We start from the raw sequence: 18548 nt of genomic DNA, 5'->3' as shown, positions 1-18548 counted from the left end.
ATCTTCCAATTTCTAATAGATAATGAAAGAAAATAACCATTCACTAGGGGGTCTAATTTTGAAAACGAAAGCACTTTTACTATCGTGTATACTAGCAATCTCACCTATTTTTTCAATGGCGTCGGTATCCAACGCGACCACTCAGGCTGGAGCGCATATTGATCCAGATTTAACGGAACTGCTGCAAAAATCAGTTGATTCAATCCAGGCGGTTGTTACCTTCAAAGGTGATAGTGCACCAACTGCGTCTCAGTTAGATGTGCTAGAAAAACTAGGGATCAAGCAGGGGATGTCATTTCAAAGTTTACCGATCACAGGTATTGTTGCCACGCCTGAGCAAATAAGCGCATTGGCAGCAAACCCAGAAGTATTGTCCATCTATGATAATGAAAAAGTAACATATGAAAATGAAACAGGAACAGAGTTAACCGGGGTCGACCAATTGCGGAAAGACGACACCTTCCGTAAGTTAAATGGAGGCCTGCCGGTTTCAGGTAAAGGGATTGGCGTTGTGGTGAACGACAGTGGAATAGATGGCACACACCCTGATTTAGAATTTGGAAATCATGTTGTCCAGAATGTCATGGCCTCCACTAATTTACATGCTCTAAGTGAGTTGCTGCCGATTTCATACGTTGAAAATGTTCCAAATACAGACAGCACTGGCGGTCATGGAACCCATGTTGCCGGTATTGTTGGCGGGACAGGAGAAATGTCTAGTGGAAAATATGAAGGCGTAGCGCCTGGTGCCAATATCATTGGCTATGGTTCTGGCGCGGCTGTAGCAATCCTCGATACAATTGGCGGATTTGATTATGCGTTAACACATCAAACGGAATATAACATTCGCGTGATTACGAATTCGTGGGGTACAACAAGCGACGCGGGGACGGAATTTGACCCGTTTGATCCGATAAATATTGCTACGAAGAAGTTATATGACCGCGGTATTGTGACGGTATTCTCTGCTGGAAATTCAGGACCAGGTGAATCGACCATTTCTGGAAATTATAAAAAAGCCCCTTGGGTCATTACGGTTGCTGCAGGTACAAAACAAGCGAAATTAGCCGAATTCTCATCCCGTGGAGTTAGCGGTAAAGGCGGAACAGTTGTTGTAGATGGAGAAACCTTTAAGTGGGAGGATCGTCCAACGGTCACTGCACCTGGAGAAGGAATTATTTCTACTAGAGTCGTAGCACCCGTTTCAAGTCTTGGTGCAACCGACGATGTCGAAAATATTGAGCCCGCGCATCTTCCTTATTACACAACGATGAGCGGCACCTCCATGGCTGCCCCGCATGCAGCAGGTATTGTGGCACTTTTACTAGAAGCGAATCCTAGATTATCACCAGCGGAAGTAAAAGAGATTTTACAAAAAACGGCTTCGAATATGTCAGGCTATGAAGAATGGGAAGTTGGAGCAGGCTATGTAAATGCCTATGCTGCTGTTGATGCGGCATTTAGTGGCCGCGCTTATGGCACGACAGTGAATGCAGATCGCGCATTTAACTCGAATGTTAATCTAAATGTGGAAAGAACACCAATAACGCTTAATTATAGCAACCTAAACCTGAATGGAAGTATCCATAGTTTTAATGTTGAACAAGGCGTAACCGAATTAACTGCCCGGATTAACGCAACCGGACTACTAGGTCAGACTGGGAACACGATTAATCTTGTATTAGTTGACCCAGACGGAAACGAATATAGTTCCGGAATCTATTTGCTCTTCCCGCTTTACACCGATCGTACGGTACAGGTTACTTCACCAAAAGCAGGCCAATGGACAATGAAACTTGAAGGATTAGACGGAATTGCCCTTGATGAAGAAGTGCAAGGTGAATTAACAACCAAGAAAGCCGGCAGTTTCACAGGTTTATCGGATATAACAGGACACCCTGCCGAATCAGCCATCAAGATTGGTGTGAGTGAGAGATTACTAGATGGTTATGCTGACGGAAGCTTCCGTCCAAATGAAAACTTAACACGTATCGATTTAGCTAAATATGTGGTGATGGGGGCGGGTGTGCGACAGTATTTGCCGGTGACAGGCACCACTACTTTCTCTGATGTTAAAGGGGAGGACTTGGCATTTGCTGAAGCAGTGGCAGCGAAAGGGGCTGCTCTACGGGATCCAGCATACAAAGGGAAAGGGGTCCTGGTTACGACTGCAGCTGGCAAATTCTCTCCAAAACAAGCTGTAACACGGGCTGAATTGGCATATACCCTTGTACAAAATCTCGGGCTTGGAGCAGATGCAGAATCAAAGATGAACGAGGCATTAACAGTGCAATATGGTGACTCAAGAATTGCCATTTCTGATAGTTCTTTGGTACCGGCACACCTTCGCGGCCATGTTCAGCTTGCTTTAGACTTAAATATTTTAAATGCCTATTTCGAAATAACACAAGGCCCTTATGATCTATTGCCAACGGTAACAGCTAAATTTAACCCAGTAAATAATGTAACAAGAGGGGATTTTGCAGTAGCGATTACACGCTATTATGCGCAATATTAAAGGGTTGATAAGTAGGCTATTTTAATAGGTTAGAAATAGAGCAGTCATCCTATCCGATGGCTGTTTTTTTTTTAAGTAATTCCATTTCGAAAAAACATACAGTTTCTACAAAAAAGGCAAACGCAAAATTAATTTGTCAAATAGTATTCTCATAAGCATTAAGCTTCTCTCGAACATTTTATTGGAATTTAAAAGGAAAACAAGGTAATCTGTAACAGTATATTTTTTAATAAGGAGTTGGATGAATGAAGAGTTCAGAGAACAAGCAATCGTTAATCGTGGGCCTGTTGTTAGCAGGGGCTTTTATCGCGATTTTGAATCAAACGCTGATGATAACAGCAATTCCTCCAATTATGGATGAAATGAGCGTTACCGCAAATAGTGCACAGTGGCTTACCACAGTCTTTATGTTGGTGAATGGGATCATGATTCCCATCAGTGCGTTTTTATTAGAAAAATTTACCACAAGACAGTTATTTATCTCCGCAATGAGTGTTTTTGCGTTAGGAACGGTTGTTAGTGGAATTGCTCCTAATTTTGAAATTCTTCTTGCAGGCAGAGTCATTCAGTCTGTAGGGGCCGGTGTCATGCTGCCATTAATGACAACCGTATTCTTACTCATCTTCCCGGTTAATAAGCGCGGTGCAGCGATGGGTCTTGTCGGCCTTGTGATATCCTTTGCACCAGCCATCGGACCAGCATTGTCTGGATGGGTGACATCGCAATTTTCATGGAGAGTGTTATTTTTTATTATTTTGCCTATAGCTCTTATCGATATTGTTGTTGCATTCTTTTTCTTGAAAAATGTCACAGAGATTTCCAAGCCAAAAGTTGATGTCATTTCGATCTTATTATCGTCATTTGGTTTTGGCGGGCTGCTTTATGGTTTTACGAGCGCTGGAAATTACGGTTGGTCACATTCTGCAACCTTGCTATCCCTTACAATTGGCGGTATATCACTGATTGTGTTTATTTTCCGCCAATTAAGACTAGAACATCCAATGCTGGAATTTCGTGTTTTTACGTTTTCAATTTTCCCATTTGCCGTAGCGATTGGAATGATCAGCTTTATGGGCTTAATTGGAGCAGAAACAATCATCCCGCTGTTTATGCAGAATATGAGAGAGTTTTCTGCCTTTGAGGCCGGGCTTGCTTTATTACCTGGTGCAGTGATTAGCGGGATTATGTCACCTATTGTTGGAAGAATATTTGATAAAGTTGGGGCAAGATGGCTCGTGATGATTGGATTAACAATCATGACTGCTGCTTCATTTGCGTTTACGACCTTAAGTCCATCGACCACATTGACCTATATTACGGTCCTCTATGGGATACGAATGCTGGGTCTTTCCATGGTTATGATGCCGGTCGCAACAGCTGCCTTGAATCAGTTACCAAAACGATTAATTCCCCATGGTGCGGCCATGGATAATACGATGAAAATGATTGCCGCTTCGGTAGGAACCGCCATTCTTGTTACTGTTATGACCACAACAGCGGAAACGGCAAAACAGCGACCGGACATTGCATATCCAGATATACACGGAGCGAACATCGCCTTTATGGTGGTTTCGATTCTTTCCTTAATAGGGGTAATTCTCTCCTTTTTCATTAAGCATAAACGCCAGGCAGAGGGTGAAGCAGATGGAAAAAGACAAAGAAATGTACGAGTGAAACTCCAGGAGTAATGGGTAAGTTTTCTCTCGTGAACTTTATCAATTGAATGAAACGTTCCTTACATTTTGTAAGGAGCGTTTTTTTATGGACCTGCTAATTTGGATTCATTCGGGGTGAGCAGTAGAAGCCTCTAATCTAGAATTTATCCAAAAAATAGGAGGAAGGTTATAGGAATTTGTTCTCGTTTAAGAAAAATTAATAAATAGTATGATAGAGGTGCTAGTGTTAGTTCCATATTTTATTATGTAAATATTGTTAATGATTTGTATCACGTCAGTAAAGTTTTCGTTAAACAGAACGAAAAAACAAAGAGAAATGGTAAGTTAGGAATATATCTGTGGTGCTTCCCCCTATAAGAAAGGAGGATAGGTTTATTAGATTTGTAAGATTATGTGGAAGTACTACTTATATAGATATACTAGATTAATAGGAGGTATACTCTTGAAGAAACTTACAAAACAGTTTTTTGCACTATCGACAATATTGGTCATGTTGATAGGGATGGTTCTCCCATATCGGGCGCAGGCAGCTGAACCAATTACCGTTGCCCAAGCAATTGCTAACAATACGGGGACTGCCACAGTTGCAGGTTATATTGTAGGTTATACCACTGGTGGAGGGAATGGTAAAGCTACATATGATTTTGAAGTTCCATTTAAAGATGATACAAACATCGCTATCGCAGATAGCCCTACTGAAAGAGACGCAACGAAAATATTACCCATCCAAATACCTTTATCATCAGGTTTTCGCCAGAATTTTGGATTATTAACGAATCCTTCAATAGTTGGTAAAAAGGTTTTTGTTACTGGTTCACTTGAAGTATATTATTCAGTACCTGGTCTAAAAAATCCAACGGCCATGTCGTTTGATGGCACAACGCCGCCCCCAGATGAGCCTCCTGTAACGGGCGAAACAGGATTAAAAATTCGCGACATTCAAGGTCAATCTCATACCTCACCTTATAAAGATAAAAATGTAGTCGATGTACCCGGGGTAGTAACCTATGTAGAAAACAGCAGCAATTTCTACATGCAAGACCCTAATTCGGATGACAATTCAAATACTTCAGAAGGAATTCTTGTTTACAGGCCGTCTCACGGTGTTGCTGTCGGCGATAGTGTAACCGTATCAGGACTAGTAAAAGAGTGGGTACTAGATGGTTACGACGAGAAACTCCAAACCGATTTAGCGATGACAGAAATTAATGCCCAATCTGGAAAAATCACAAAGATTTCAAGTGGAACTGAGCTTCCGACTCCACTTGTCATCGGCAAGGACGTGATTGCTCCAACGTCAGTCATTGATAACGATCAATTCGCCACATTTGACCCAGCAGAAGATGGCATTGATTTTTATGAAAGCCTTGAAGGAATGCTTGTTTCTATTGAAAGTCCAACAGTAACAGGTCCACAGAAATATGGTGAAGTACCTGTTATTACGGGTAAAGTAGATGGTAAAGCATATACAAAAGAAGGAACACCTCTATTAACAAAAGAAAATCAAAATCCTGAGAAAATGCTCCTGCAGCTTGATGATCGCAGCTTTGTAACAAAAGCGGGTGACTCATTTAATGGTACAGTCACAGGAGTGGTCAGCTACACGTTTAGTAACTTTAAGATTCTAACAAAAGCAGCTGATTTACCTGAACTAGTAGAACGTGAAAGAACGAATGAAGTAACGACAATACAAAAAGAAGAAGATAAACTAACCATCGCAGGTTACAATATCGAAAACTTCGCAGCTTCAGACACTGTCAAACGCGATAAGCTGGCAAAATCAATGGTTGAGAACTTAGGCTCTCCAGATATCATTGATCTAGTTGAAGTGCTTGACGAAAGTGGAGAAACGGATAATGGTGTTGTAAAGGGCGATGCAAATTACAAGGCATTAAGTGATGCGATCCAAGGCTTTGGTGGACCTACCTATGCCTGGACAGAGATTGCTCCAGTAGACGGTAAAGATGGTGGAGTTCCTGGTGGAAACATCCGTGTCGGTTATCTCTACAATCCTGAACGTGTAACGTTAAACGAGGCACCAAAGGGCGATGCTACAAGTGCGGTTCAATATGAAAATGGTTCTCTAACCTTAAACCCTGGCCGCATTGACCCAACAAATGCAGCATTCAACAGCAGCCGTAAGCCACTGGCAGCTGAGTTTACTTTCCAAGGTGAAGAAGTTATTGTGATTAACAATCACTTCAACTCAAAAGGCGGGGATGAGCCTTTATTTGGAAAAAATCAACCGCCGTACCTTGAAAGTGAAGCACAACGTATGCAAATTGCCACAATCGTTAATAACTTTGTGTCTGACATAAAAGAAAACAACGAGGATGCAAATGTAGTGGTACTAGGCGATTTAAACGATTTTGAGTTTTCTGCACCATTAGCGGCATTAAAAGGTGATGATTTAACGAACTTAGTTGAAACATTGCCTGCTTCTGAAAGATACACATACAACTATCAAGGAAACGCACAAGTGTTGGATCATATTCTAGTTTCCAATAACTTAGCTGAAGCAGCGACACTAGATATAGTAAACTTTAACTCTCCATATATGGAAGACCACGGACGCACTAGTGATCATGATGCACTTGTGGCTCAATTAGATTTAGCTGTAGAAGAAGGACCCTTTACAATGTCACTTCTTCATACAAATGATACCCATGCCTATGTGGAGCAATTCCCTAAGTTGATAACAGCTGTAAACGAATTACGTTCCCAGAAGGAAAACAGCCTGCTGTTAAATGCAGGGGATGTGTTCTCAGGAACCTTATATTTTAGACAGTATTCAGGTCTAGCAGATTTGTATTTTATGAATCAGTTAGGCTTTGACGCTATGACCCTTGGAAATCATGAGTTTGATAAGGATTCGGCGACACTAGCGAATTTTATTAAGCAGGCTGAGTTCCCAATTGTGTCTTCTAACGTTAATATGGCTAAAGATCCTGACCTAGGGCCAATATTCAATACCTCGGTTGGAGGAACGAATGAACAAGGAGAAATCTACCCAGCGATTATTAAAGAAGTGGATGGAGAAGAGGTTGGGATCTTTGGATTAACAACGGAAGATACAGCTTTTCTAGCGAACCCTGGAGACAGCATTGTATTTGAAAATGCAGTCGAAAAAGCCAATGAGACAATTGATAGGCTTGAAGCACAAGGTGTAGACAAAATTATTGCCTTATCCCACTTAGGCTATCAACCCGACTTGGATTTAGCTGAAAAGGTAGACGGCATTGACGTCATTGTCGGCGGTCACTCCCATACAAAACTAGACGCTCCAGTTGTTGTAGAAAAAGCGGAGCCGACATTAATCGTCCAAGCAAACGAGTATTTAAAATACCTTGGTGTTCTGGATGTAACATTTGACGAAAATGGTGTAATAGCGAATTACACGGGCGAACTAAAGGATTTAAGTAAGTTTACGGAGGATGCTGCTGCTAAAGTTAAGGTGGAGGAATTCAAAGCTCCATTAACAGAACTACAAAAACAGGTAGTAGGCAGCACATCGGTTGCATTAAATGGAGTCCGTGAAGATGTTCGCAGCAAGGAAACCAATCTAGGAAACTTAATTACCGATGGGATGGCAGCTAAAGCAAATGAGTTTATCCCAACCTATATTGCGATGCAAAATGGAGGAGGAATTCGTGCCTCCATTGATCAAGGAGATATCACATTAGGAGAAGTATTAACGGTTCTGCCATTTGGAAACAACTTAGTGACTCTAGACCTAACAGGTGAAGAAATTCTTGCTGCCTTAGAGCACAGTGTGAGCGCACCTGGTGCAGGTGGATTCATGCAGGTATCAGGTTTAAAGTTCAAGTATGATCCAGCTAAACCTATAGGTGAACGTGTCTGGCATGTTCAGGCATTAACGGCTGAGGGATATGAAGAACTCCAACTGGATAAAATGTATCGCGTAGCGACGAATGCCTTCACTGCCGACGGCGGCGATGGCTACAGTATGTTTAAAACAGCGAAGGACGAAGGTCGTATCGCAGAGTTATACATTGTAGACTTTGAAGTGTTTACTTCCTATTTAGAAAAAGTCAACCCTGTTTCTCCAGTGGTTGAAGGTAGAATTGTACAAGAAGTTGAGGATAACGAAGCCCCAGTTCCTCCTTCCGTAAATGAAGTAACAGACCAATCGACACAGGTTACTGGAACGGCAGAATCAGGTGCAACAGTTGAAGTGTCGATTAATGGAACCATTATTGGTTCAAGCACGGCATTAGAAAATGGTAGTTTTGTAGTCGAAATAGCGAAGCATTCAGCTGGAACGGAGCTTGCCGTTACTGCAACAGATGGTGCTGGCAATGTCAGTGATGCGACGGTAGTGAAGGTAGTAGACGTAACACCACCAGATCAACCAAAAATATATCCTGTCATTCACAATGATACGGTTATCACAGGAACAACGGAAGCTGGTGCAAGTGTTAGGGTCATGTTGGATAAGGTAGAACTAGGCTCAGCTGTAGCAGATACTGACGGTAAGTTTACGATATCTGTGCCAAAGCAAAAACATAAGAATCTATTAACCGTGACGGCAACAGACGCTGCTGGAAATGTTAGTGAGGCTGAGATTGTTAGCGTATTAAAGAAAAACGAGAAGTAAGAGAAAAGGCAGGTTGCTATTCTAGCAGCCTGCTTTCTTATTAGCAGCCATAAAAGAATAATGGGCCATTTCAGAGAAATCATTAAAGTATGAAGATGAAAGTAAAGGGAATTTTCAGAAGAGTATGTTAAAATGATAGAATAGAATTTACATAGTGTTATGTGATAAATGTTTGATTTTCCAACTGAGTACAGACAAAGGGGTGTAGTAAAAATAATGCAAATGCACATAAAGAATGCTTTTGAATTACCGAGAGAAAAAGTTGTAAATCAATTTTATGAACGAATTATTACGATCCCGATTGAAGCAAGAACAAATTTGAAAAATGAGCTCATTACGGTAATTGGCGAGGAACGAACGAGGGGCGTGTTTATTCGCTACGGCTGGCATTGTGGTGTGAGTGACGCGGAAAAAGCCATGTCGTTGGAATGGGACGATGAGTTAGATTTGGCATTGGCAGGTCCTAAATTTCACATGCTACATGGTTACTTAGATAAAGTGGAAATTTTAGAAATGAGCTTTGATGAGCAAAAGAAATGCAATTTTATAGAAGTGCTCTGGATTAATACGTTTGAAGCATCTCAATATTTAAAAGCTAAAGGCCTCAGTAAAGAGCCAGTTTGTCACACCCTATGTGGTTATGCTAGCGGTTACTTATCAAAAGTTTTGCAGCAGCCTATCCTAGTTAAGGAAGTTGAATGCCGTGCAATGGGACACGAGCATTGTAAATGCATTTGTATGCCAATTGACAAATGGGGAGAAGAAATTACGAGCGACCTAAGTTACTATCAAGCAAATAGCATGATTAAGGAACTTGATGAAATAACAGCGAAATTAAAAATGGAGCGGGACCATTTAAGTAAAGCGAGTGATATACACAGGCGTTTAATTGAAGAACTTCTGTCGAACCATGGAATACAAAAAGTCGTTAATATTTTATTTGAAACGACAGGTTTAACAGTCTTTATTGAAGATGAATATAATCAAATCATTGTAAAATCAGGAAACCTTCCGGACCAGCTTACTTTAAATAGATTTAGAGATTCGAACACTTCGTTTATACGTTATTCCGAAAAAATTTCATTGTTAAGGACCCCAATTTATTATGGACAAGAAATTAAAGGCTATTGTTCTTTCATTTATACAGGAGACAATCAGCCTAATGAGCTTGATTATATGATTATTGAAAATGCAGCCATAACGTCTTCGCTGATATTATTCAATGAAAGCATCAAGGTTAATACGGAGCAAACAATTAAACGGAGCTTTTTAAATGATATTTTGGAAGGTCGATTAGCAAAGGAAGAAATGTATAAAATCGCCTATTATTTAGATTTCAATCCTTCTTCGAGCTATTGGATGCTGACGCTTGAACGATTTGTAAAGGAACTAAGTATTGAAAATGAATTAGCATTTAATGAAGAAATGATTGGTCATCTTCATCTGTTTTTAAAAGAACGGTCGATCAACTCAATCGTTTCACAAAAACTCAACAAAATTATTATATTAATTGAGTACCCTAGTTTTGAAAGACTGCATATACCACAGTCCACGTTTATTGAGCAATTACTAAGACATTGTTCACGGCGCTTCCCAAAATATAGGATTTCTGTCGGTGTTAGTTCTGTCATCCAGGAGTTTTCACAAACGGTCACGCTATACAATGAAACATTGGCGGCATTACGTGCAACCAACAATCGAAAAAATGTATATTACTTTGAAGAACTAGGAATTGAAAGCGTTTTATTCCAATTACAGGATGATGTGTTGATTGAGCGGTTTGTAAACCAACATATTGGCAGGTTGTTAGAAGCAGATAGTAGTGAATTTGAGTTAATCAAAACGTTATTTACTTATATAGATAATGGAAGCAGTATTAACAATACGGCGAAGGAATTATCCATGTCGATTAGCGGATTACGCTACCGGCTGGCTAAAATTAGTGAGATTTTAAACCATGATCTTAATGACACCCAATATGCCTTCACACTTTATCTAGCCATCAATATTTTAAAAGCAAAAGGGAAAATTGAGATTTAACTATAATGCCTTGTCCATTTAATGTAAGGACTTGGTATTTCTAATAAGATGGCATATTGGACTAAACTTTGACTCAATTATTGTTTAGGGAGGATTACACTAATAGCTATATAATATTTATATAAACGAATGTAGAAATTCGTACGATGAAAGTATGTTTAATGACAAAAATTTCGGATAAAACTAACTGCAGTAAATAGGAGGTGTAATATTTGCAGAAAATTCCAACACCTATAGAAATACAACAACATACCATTGAGTTAAATAAAATGATGATGGATTATTGGATACATAATTTTGTTTTTTCATTAAAATGGTGGATTCTACTTGCTTTGACAATTGTTCCGTGGTTTTTTTGGTGGAAAATAGTTGATAAAAGCCGTATTTTAGAAATTTTATTATATGGATTTTTTATCATCTCTATTTCAACTTTTCTTGATGTCATGGGTTGGAATTTTTCAATGTGGGTTTATTCCGATACCCTGCTTCCACTTTGTACTCCTTTAGTACCGATAGATTATACGTTACTCCCAATACTTTATATGTTAGTTTATCAATATTTTTCAAACTGGAAATCCTTTTCTATAGTTCTTCTGATTATGTCTTTCATTTTTGCTTTCGTCTGGGAACCTCTTGCAGAAATGCTGAACCTTTATAAACCACTTAAATGGAACCATGTTTATTCGTTTTTCGGTTTTTTCTTAATGGGAGTTTTCTCTAAAGGGTTAGTTTTAAAAATTATTAAAATACAGAAAAAGGGTAACAGTTAAAGATAGAAAGGTGAACCTTAATTCTCTAAATTAAAAGGTATTAGCTGTTCTTCTTTTCAGCTAACGGATGCTTTCATTAAAGATCTGGCTGCCTAAAAATACTGCCTTTTTTTATTCGACTATTAAATGAATAGTGCAATAAGAGTACAATGTTCACTACCAAATTGTAAGGGAAATTAAATAGTTTGATGAAATTACATTATTTCACAATGAAAAAGGGGAAACTGTTATAAAAACACACGAAAGGTTTGTGTTTGAATGCACGTTGCCATTGCGGTGCTAACCATTATAGCTTCCTTTAAGTGGGGGAACTGGAAAAACTGGAGAAAATACCATGCAAGTATGTTTTTTATTGCCACAGGAGGATTACTGTACGAATATATTGTAAAAGAAAATACCTTATGGAAGTTCCACCCAGATTTTTTATACGGACATGAAATGGTCGTAATTGTATATGCTTTAATCACGATGCCTATTAGTATTTTACTATTTCTTTCCTATTTTCCAGAGGGATGGTTTAAAAGATCATTTTACATATTGCTTTGGTCTGGAATTTATATTTTTATTGAGTGGATATTGTATAACTTCGGAAGAATCTCTTATCAAAATGGATGGAAATTTTGGTATTCTTTTTTATTTGATATTGTCATGTTTTCGGTAATTGTAATACATCAGTTTAAACCATTCCGAGCTTATATCATCTCTTTATTTATTATCATCTTCTTAATAAATTTCTTCGATATTCCTTTTAAGATTATTAAATGAATGAAACGTCGTCCTGAAAAGATTATTCTTTTTTGGCAGATCACTTACAGTGGGATGGTTCGATACTTATATCACCGTGATGCCTTTTGTCTGTATTTCCCTTGCACCCGAGGGGTGGATCCCTTACTTTCCTAATTTGCTTTTAAAAATCAGTACAGATGTGCATTCAATCAAGGAGTTTAGTCCAATATAAAAAATAGTAAACGTATAGAAGGGGTTTTTAAATATGACAACATTTCAGGAAATGGGCATTAGTGAGCCGATTAAAAGAGCAATTACGGATATGGGATTTGAAGAAGCATCTCCTATTCAAGAGAAAGCCATTCCCATAGCTTTGTCGGGGAAGGACATTATTGGTCAAGCACAAACAGGGACCGGAAAGACGGCTGCCTTCGCCATACCGATCTTGGAGAAAGTGGATACGAGCAAAAAATTTGTTCAGGCGATTGCAATTGCACCTACGAGAGAATTAGCTATTCAGGTTTCAGAAGAGATCAATCGACTGGCGAAATACATGGGCATAACCTCTCTCCCTATTTATGGAGGGCAGTCGATAGATCGCCAAATTAAGGCATTAAAAAAGGGACCTCACATTATTACGGGAACACCCGGAAGACTTTTGGACCACATTAAACGTAAAACGCTAAAATTAGACCGCATCTCATTGGTGGTTTTGGATGAAGCTGATGAAATGTTAGATATGGGTTTTCTGGAGGATATCGAACGAATCCTAAAAGAGACCCCTGAAGAAAAACAAACCTTGCTGTTCTCCGCAACCATGCCAAAACCGATTCAAAATCTTGCGGAAAGGTTTATGAACGATCCAGAGTTAGTAAAGATGAAAGCGAAGGAAGTTACATCTCCAAATGTAAAACAAATATATTATGAGGTTAATGAACGGGATAAATTTGAAGTGCTTTGCCGTCTGCTGGACGTGGATAACCCAGAATTAGCCGTGATTTTTGGAAGAACAAAAAGGCGCGTGGATGAATTAAGTGATGCATTGAATAAAAGAGGGTATCTTGCTGATGGATTACACGGAGATTTAAATCAACGACAGCGAGATGTTGTGATGAATAAATTTCGTGAGGGAAACATTGATATTTTAGTTGCGACCGATGTGGCTGCGAGGGGAATTGATGTTTCAGGGGTTACACACGTCTACAATTTTGACATTCCTCAAGACCCGGAAAGTTATGTTCACCGAATCGGCAGAACGGGGAGAGCAGGTAAGACGGGGTTAGCTATTACATTTGCTACACCGAGGGAAACCGGACAGATCCAAAGTATTGAAAAAGCATCGAAAGGAAATATCCAGCGCAAATCAATACCGACGGTAGCAGAGGCAAGGGAGTCTATACAGCAAACCGCAGTAGAAAAGATGATTCAATTGGTTGAAGAGGAGCAGTATACACAGTTTAAACATGCTGCAGGCGAATTGCTCGATCAGTACGATTCGATCGCGTTAGTTTCAGTTGCCTTGAAATTGTTGTCAAAGGAACAGAGGGATATTCCTGTTCAGTTAACTTCCGAGACACCGCGATATGCTAGTAAGCCTAAAATACAAGAGAAATCAAGGAGAAACTATAAAGGGAATAGGGAATTAGGGGGAAATGGACGTAAAAAACCTTCCATGACCACTCGAAAAAAGAAAGCATTATGAAACATACAAGAAGGATGATTCAATGGAGTTTGAGAAGGATTGTACTAAAACTATAGGGTTTAGTTAAATAAGGTTTAGGTCTTCCTAATAAAGAAACTCGCCAACTGGCGAGTTTTTTTATATACCAATAACCAAGTCAAAACGACTACCATTTTGGCACTTATTTTTAGAAAAGTACCTCAAAACGGAACCCTTTACATTTAATGGACAAGGCTTTTCTTAGTTAAAAATAAAAATGGTTAGTTTGATTCATCATTTTACAATAATAATCTAGCTTACATCCTTTCTTTTAAAACCAATTTACGCAATCCAATTAACTATATAAAAAAACTATTTAATAGAAAACGTGTTAAAAACAATCCAAATACAGTATTTAATGTAGGTATATTTAAAATATTCCAAATATTATAATTTAAATCAACAGCAGGTGCTTCATATAACTTGAAAACGTTTACTTAAGAGGAGGAAGGTATATGGCAGTTAATCTATTAGAAGTTAAAAAGACTCCTAACAAACAAGAACTTCTTTTGAAGGCAAAGGAGGTAGGATTATTAGCAGAAAAATATGCTTTAAAGGCAGATCAAGATTCAAAGCTTCCAGATGAAGTGATTGAAAAAATTAAAGAAGCTGGTTTTCATAAGCTTATGCGGCCGAAAGCTTATGGTGGTCAATATTTGGATTACTTTACGTTTGGAGAAATCATCCGTACCATCGCCAATCATAGTGTCGCTGCTGCCTGGTTAAGTTACTTCTTTGTGATTCATGAAACCTGGGTTGCTTTTTTACCAAAAGAAAGCCGTGATGAATTATACAATCATGGGGGATTAATGGCAGACGTATTTGCTCCTGTCGGGAAAGTAACAGATGATGGCGAAGGCTATCGCCTATCAGGTCAATGGAACTTCTGCAGTGGTGTGCTTTGGAGTGATTGGATTGGTTTAGGTGCAATTGCCAAGTTAAAGGATGGCACAGAGCCGGAATATTGCATGTTTATTTTGAATAAAGAGGAAGTGGAAATTATCCATAACTGGGATGCCATGGGCTTGCGCGGCTCAGGTAGTAACGCGGTAAAAGTTGACAACGTTTACATACCGCCGAATCGTATCTTCCATGCAACTCGTGTTATTAAAGGTGAAGGTCCAGTAGATGGCAATTTTGAACCGGACTATCAAATTTTCAATGTACCGTATATCCCATGGTTTTTAATGGGGTTCCAATTTATTCAGATTGGCGGCGTTGAACGATTGATTGAAATTTTCCAAGAAAAAACAGAAAACAGGATTCGTGTTTTCAACAATAATGCAAATGAAAAAGAAGCAGCTAGCAGTCAGCGCGTACTGGCAGAATTAAAGCTACAACTAAGTTCTTTAAAAGGCTTAGCAAATGAATATTGTGAGAAGTTAACGTATTACGAGCAAAATGGCATGACAACCTTGGATGAAGAAGAACGTGAAAAGTTGTTCGGGATCCGTGGGCATATCGCGAAGACGTCCTCAGAGATGGCGCTCCGTATTTTGCTCACTTTAGGTGGAAACTCCGTATTTAAAGGGCAGCCAACTGAATTGTTTGTACGTGACCTTATGACAGCGGCTTCTCATCCAACGCACCATTACGAAGATGCAATGGCTTCATACGGCAAGTCGATCTTTGGCTTTAAAGGAAACCCAATTTGGTAAATAAAACTTTGGAGGGAATGGAAATGATGAAAGAACCTATTTTTGATGTCGCACACTTAGCACATATTGAAATTTATAGTCCGAAAGTAGAAGAGTCTGTGTGGTTTTTTAAAGAAATTTTAGGGATGGAAGAATCGCACCGACAAGGTGATTCCGTATATATGCGAGCGTACGAGGATTTTTATCATCATACCTTGATTATTACCAAAAATGATGAAGCAGGTCTAGGTCATGTTGCCTGGCGGGCCACTTCTCCGCAAGCGCTAGAGCGTCGTGTACGAGAAATTGAAGCGACAGGTTATGGAATCGGGTGGAGTGAAGGCGATGTCGGTCATGGACCAGCCTATCAATTTACAACACCAGATGGGCACAAAATGGAAATTCTTTGGGAGGTTGACTATTTCAAACCGACTGAAGAGCAAGCAACACCACTTCTAAGTCGTCCGCAAAAACGACCGCGTCGCGGTGTACCAGTACGTCGCTTAGACCATGTAAATGTACTGGCGAAAGAAACAAATAAAAACGTTGAGTTTTTAGAAAATGCTCTTGGATTTAAAGTGCGCGAACGTATTTTAAATGATGATAATACAGATGTAGCAGCATGGTTAAGTTCAAACTCATTAGTGCATGAAGTTGCCATTATGGGAGACGCATTAGCTGAAAAGGGAAGATTGCACCATATTTGCTACTGGTACGGCTATCCTCAACATTTAATGGATGTAAGTGAATTATTGGTGGAGCACGGCTATAAAATTGAAGCAGGTCCTGGCAAGCACGGTGTATCTCAGGCTTACTTCCTATACGTGATCGAACCTGGGGGTAATCGTGTTGAATTATTCGGAGACACGGGTTATCAAATCTTTGACCCAGACTGGAAAACAGTTGAATGGAAAGGGAAAGATTTAGAGCATGCAATTATTTGGTACGGCTCTAACTTACCACAAGAGTTCTTTGAATATGGAACACCAGTGAAGAAAAAGGAAGTTGCACCAATAAAATAAACGTTGGTGACTAATTAAAGGTGAGCTTGTTGAAATGGGAAACATGGACTGCCCACTAACGTACAAGCTCACAATGAATGGAAACAAACAAGCCAGAGGAAGCTTTCAATAGTTTCCTCTATCTTTTTCTAATAGATGGAAGGAGCAATGCGTGATGACGATTCAATCAAAATATATGGATGTTAATGGTATAAATACACACTATCATGAAGAAGGGACAGGGGCAGAAAAAATTATTTTAATACATGGGTCAGGACCTGGTGTATCTGCCTTCGCAAACTGGCGCTTAATTATCCCGAAATTAAGTGAGTCCTACCATGTATTTGCACCAGATATTATCGGTTTTGGTAAAACTGATAAACTGCCCGATCACCAATATCCCGTTGCATTATGGGTACAACATTTAATTAGCTTTATAGAATCTGTGTCTGATGAGCCTGTTCACTTAGTCGGCAACTCTATGGGCGGCGCATTAGCACTCCATGTTGCCTATCAAAGACCGGACCTGGTTAAAAAATTAATTTTAATGGGCAGTGTTGGCATCAAGCACCAAATTTCAGAAGGGTTAGACCGTGTTTGGGGGTATGAGCCAAGTTTGCAATCAATGCGCGAATTAATTGAATTATTTTCGTACGATGAAAAAGCAGCGAAAAATGAAGAATTAGTCCGACTTCGCTATGAAGCTAGTATAGAACCTGATGTGAAAGAGGCATTTTCGGCAATGTTCCCAGAGCCTCGCCAACAAAAACTGGATGAATTGGCGTTAAGTGATGAACAAATACAAAGCATTAATGTCCAAACACTATTATTTCATGGTTTGAATGACAGGGTTATTCCAATTAAAGATACCAGCTACCGTCTTATTGAATTGCTTCCGCATGCAGAACTACACGTATTTAATGAGTGCGGGCATTGGACACAAATTGAAAAAACTGAGCCGTTTGTGGAGAATATCTTAAGATTTATTAAATGATGAATTTAAAAATTTCACTCGCAAAGTGTAATTTCTATATATCTACTATTATTAAGGCTCTGGTAAAACTGAATGTTGATTTCACTGTGTTTGGAAATAAGCGGAGAATTTCCGTTTATATTAGGAAATACCCATATTTCCTTAAAAATAGGCGGAGTTTTTCCGCTTATTGTATCCAAATCCTTGAGTTTTGTCTTATTTAAAGCAGTTAACCGGAATATCTCCGCTTATATCTGCTTCTTAAGCTTCCTTTATATACAATAGCCGGAAATTCTCCGCCTATGAATTCTCAACCCTACACGAAAATCAACAATAAATAATAACAGAGCCATTATTAAAAAAATCTTAGGAGGTAAAAGTAATGGATGATCGTCAATTTCGAACGGCAATGGGAAAATTCGCGACAGGTGTAACCGTGATTACCACAGAACTTGATGGAGATGTACATGGGATGACGGCAAATGCCTTCATGTCGGTATCCCTTGATCCCAAGCTTGTTGTGATTTCAATTGGAGAAAAAGCAAAAATTTTAAATAAAATCAAAGAGGGCAAGATCTTTAGCGTAAATATTTTGGCTGCGGATCAACAAGAGCTATCGATGATTTTTGCGGGACAAATCAAGGAACCTCGTGAAGTTGTTTTTGATCGGCTAGATGGGAAACCAGTGTTAGCAGGCGCCTGCGCACAGGTGGCTTGTGAAGTATCGACGGAGCATGTTGAAGGAGATCATACGTTATTTATTGGAAAAGTAACCGATATTCACCTTGAAGAAAAGGAACCTCTAGTTTTCGTTAACGGAAAATATCGTGCATTGGCTGGTATAAGCTGACTTCATTATTGGAACATGA

11 protein-coding genes are annotated in these 18548 nt (G+C 39.3%); all 11 read left to right on the top strand.

What is annotated here, in order from left to right; genetic code table 11:
- Positions 1-58: 58 nt before the first annotated feature.
- The 11 genes from QFZ28_RS16885 (at position 59) to QFZ28_RS16835 (ending at position 18529) form a co-directional block, all read left to right on the top strand.
- Positions 59-2518: a S8 family serine peptidase gene (locus QFZ28_RS16885; RefSeq protein ID WP_307195715.1), complete on the top strand. Its 2460-nt coding sequence runs from the start codon at positions 59-61 to the stop codon at positions 2516-2518.
- 245 nt (positions 2519-2763) lie between these two features.
- Entirely contained in the window at positions 2764-4206 is a 1443-nt protein-coding gene (locus QFZ28_RS16880; protein WP_307195714.1) for a DHA2 family efflux MFS transporter permease subunit, read from the top strand.
- Between the two features lie 430 nt (positions 4207-4636).
- Positions 4637-8812 carry a 5'-nucleotidase C-terminal domain-containing protein gene (locus QFZ28_RS16875; RefSeq protein ID WP_307195713.1) on the top strand — a complete coding sequence of 1392 codons (4176 nt, stop codon included), beginning with the start codon at positions 4637-4639 and terminating at the stop codon, positions 8810-8812.
- Between the two features lie 222 nt (positions 8813-9034).
- Positions 9035-10852, top strand: a complete 1818-nt coding sequence (locus QFZ28_RS16870) for a XylR N-terminal domain-containing protein (protein ID WP_307195712.1) — start codon at positions 9035-9037, stop codon at positions 10850-10852.
- A 212-nt stretch (positions 10853-11064) separates the two neighbouring features.
- Positions 11065-11622, top strand: a complete 558-nt coding sequence (locus QFZ28_RS16865; protein ID WP_307195711.1) for a CBO0543 family protein — start codon at positions 11065-11067, stop codon at positions 11620-11622.
- Between the two features lie 258 nt (positions 11623-11880).
- The gene (locus tag QFZ28_RS16860; protein WP_307195710.1) at positions 11881-12387 is read left to right on the top strand and encodes a CBO0543 family protein; all 507 of its coding nucleotides are present in this window, start codon (positions 11881-11883) and stop codon (positions 12385-12387) included.
- Between the two features lie 226 nt (positions 12388-12613).
- Positions 12614-14050, top strand: coding sequence for a DEAD/DEAH box helicase (locus tag QFZ28_RS16855; protein WP_307195709.1), 1437 nt, complete (start codon positions 12614-12616; stop codon positions 14048-14050).
- A gap of 473 nt (positions 14051-14523) precedes the next feature.
- Positions 14524-15726, top strand: coding sequence for an acyl-CoA dehydrogenase family protein (locus QFZ28_RS16850; protein WP_307195708.1), 1203 nt, complete (start codon positions 14524-14526; stop codon positions 15724-15726).
- Between the two features lie 23 nt (positions 15727-15749).
- Positions 15750-16727 (top strand): catechol 2,3-dioxygenase, encoded by a 978-nt coding sequence (locus QFZ28_RS16845; RefSeq protein ID WP_307195707.1) that lies wholly within the window; start codon positions 15750-15752, stop codon positions 16725-16727.
- Positions 16728-16881: 154 nt separating this feature from the next.
- Positions 16882-17700 (top strand): alpha/beta fold hydrolase, encoded by an 819-nt coding sequence (locus QFZ28_RS16840; protein WP_307195706.1) that lies wholly within the window; start codon positions 16882-16884, stop codon positions 17698-17700.
- A 361-nt stretch (positions 17701-18061) separates the two neighbouring features.
- On the top strand, positions 18062-18529 hold the full coding sequence (locus tag QFZ28_RS16835) for a flavin reductase family protein (RefSeq protein ID WP_307195705.1): 468 nt from the start codon (positions 18062-18064) through the stop codon (positions 18527-18529).
- The last annotated feature ends 19 nt before the right edge of the window (positions 18530-18548 follow it).

It is taken from the genome of Neobacillus niacini, from assembly GCF_030817695.1.
Lineage (GTDB): Bacteria > Bacillota > Bacilli > Bacillales > Cytobacillaceae > Neobacillus > Neobacillus niacini_F.
This window is presented reverse-complemented; position numbering and strand designations above follow the sequence as displayed.

Excerpts from the sequence above, each read along its gene's own strand:
- QFZ28_RS16880 (WP_307195714.1), top strand. The coding sequence starts at position 2,764 with ATGAAGAGTTCAGAGAACAAGCAATCGTTAATCGTGGGCCTGTTGTTA.
- QFZ28_RS16870 (WP_307195712.1), top strand. The coding sequence starts at position 9,035 with ATGCACATAAAGAATGCTTTTGAATTACCGAGAGAAAAAGTTGTAAAT.
- QFZ28_RS16860 (WP_307195710.1), top strand. The coding sequence starts at position 11,881 with ATGCACGTTGCCATTGCGGTGCTAACCATTATAGCTTCCTTTAAGTGG.
- QFZ28_RS16855 (WP_307195709.1), top strand. The coding sequence starts at position 12,614 with ATGACAACATTTCAGGAAATGGGCATTAGTGAGCCGATTAAAAGAGCA.
- QFZ28_RS16850 (WP_307195708.1), top strand. The coding sequence starts at position 14,524 with ATGGCAGTTAATCTATTAGAAGTTAAAAAGACTCCTAACAAACAAGAA.
- QFZ28_RS16845 (WP_307195707.1), top strand. The coding sequence starts at position 15,750 with ATGATGAAAGAACCTATTTTTGATGTCGCACACTTAGCACATATTGAA.
- QFZ28_RS16840 (WP_307195706.1), top strand. The coding sequence starts at position 16,882 with ATGACGATTCAATCAAAATATATGGATGTTAATGGTATAAATACACAC.
- QFZ28_RS16835 (WP_307195705.1), top strand. The coding sequence starts at position 18,062 with ATGGATGATCGTCAATTTCGAACGGCAATGGGAAAATTCGCGACAGGT.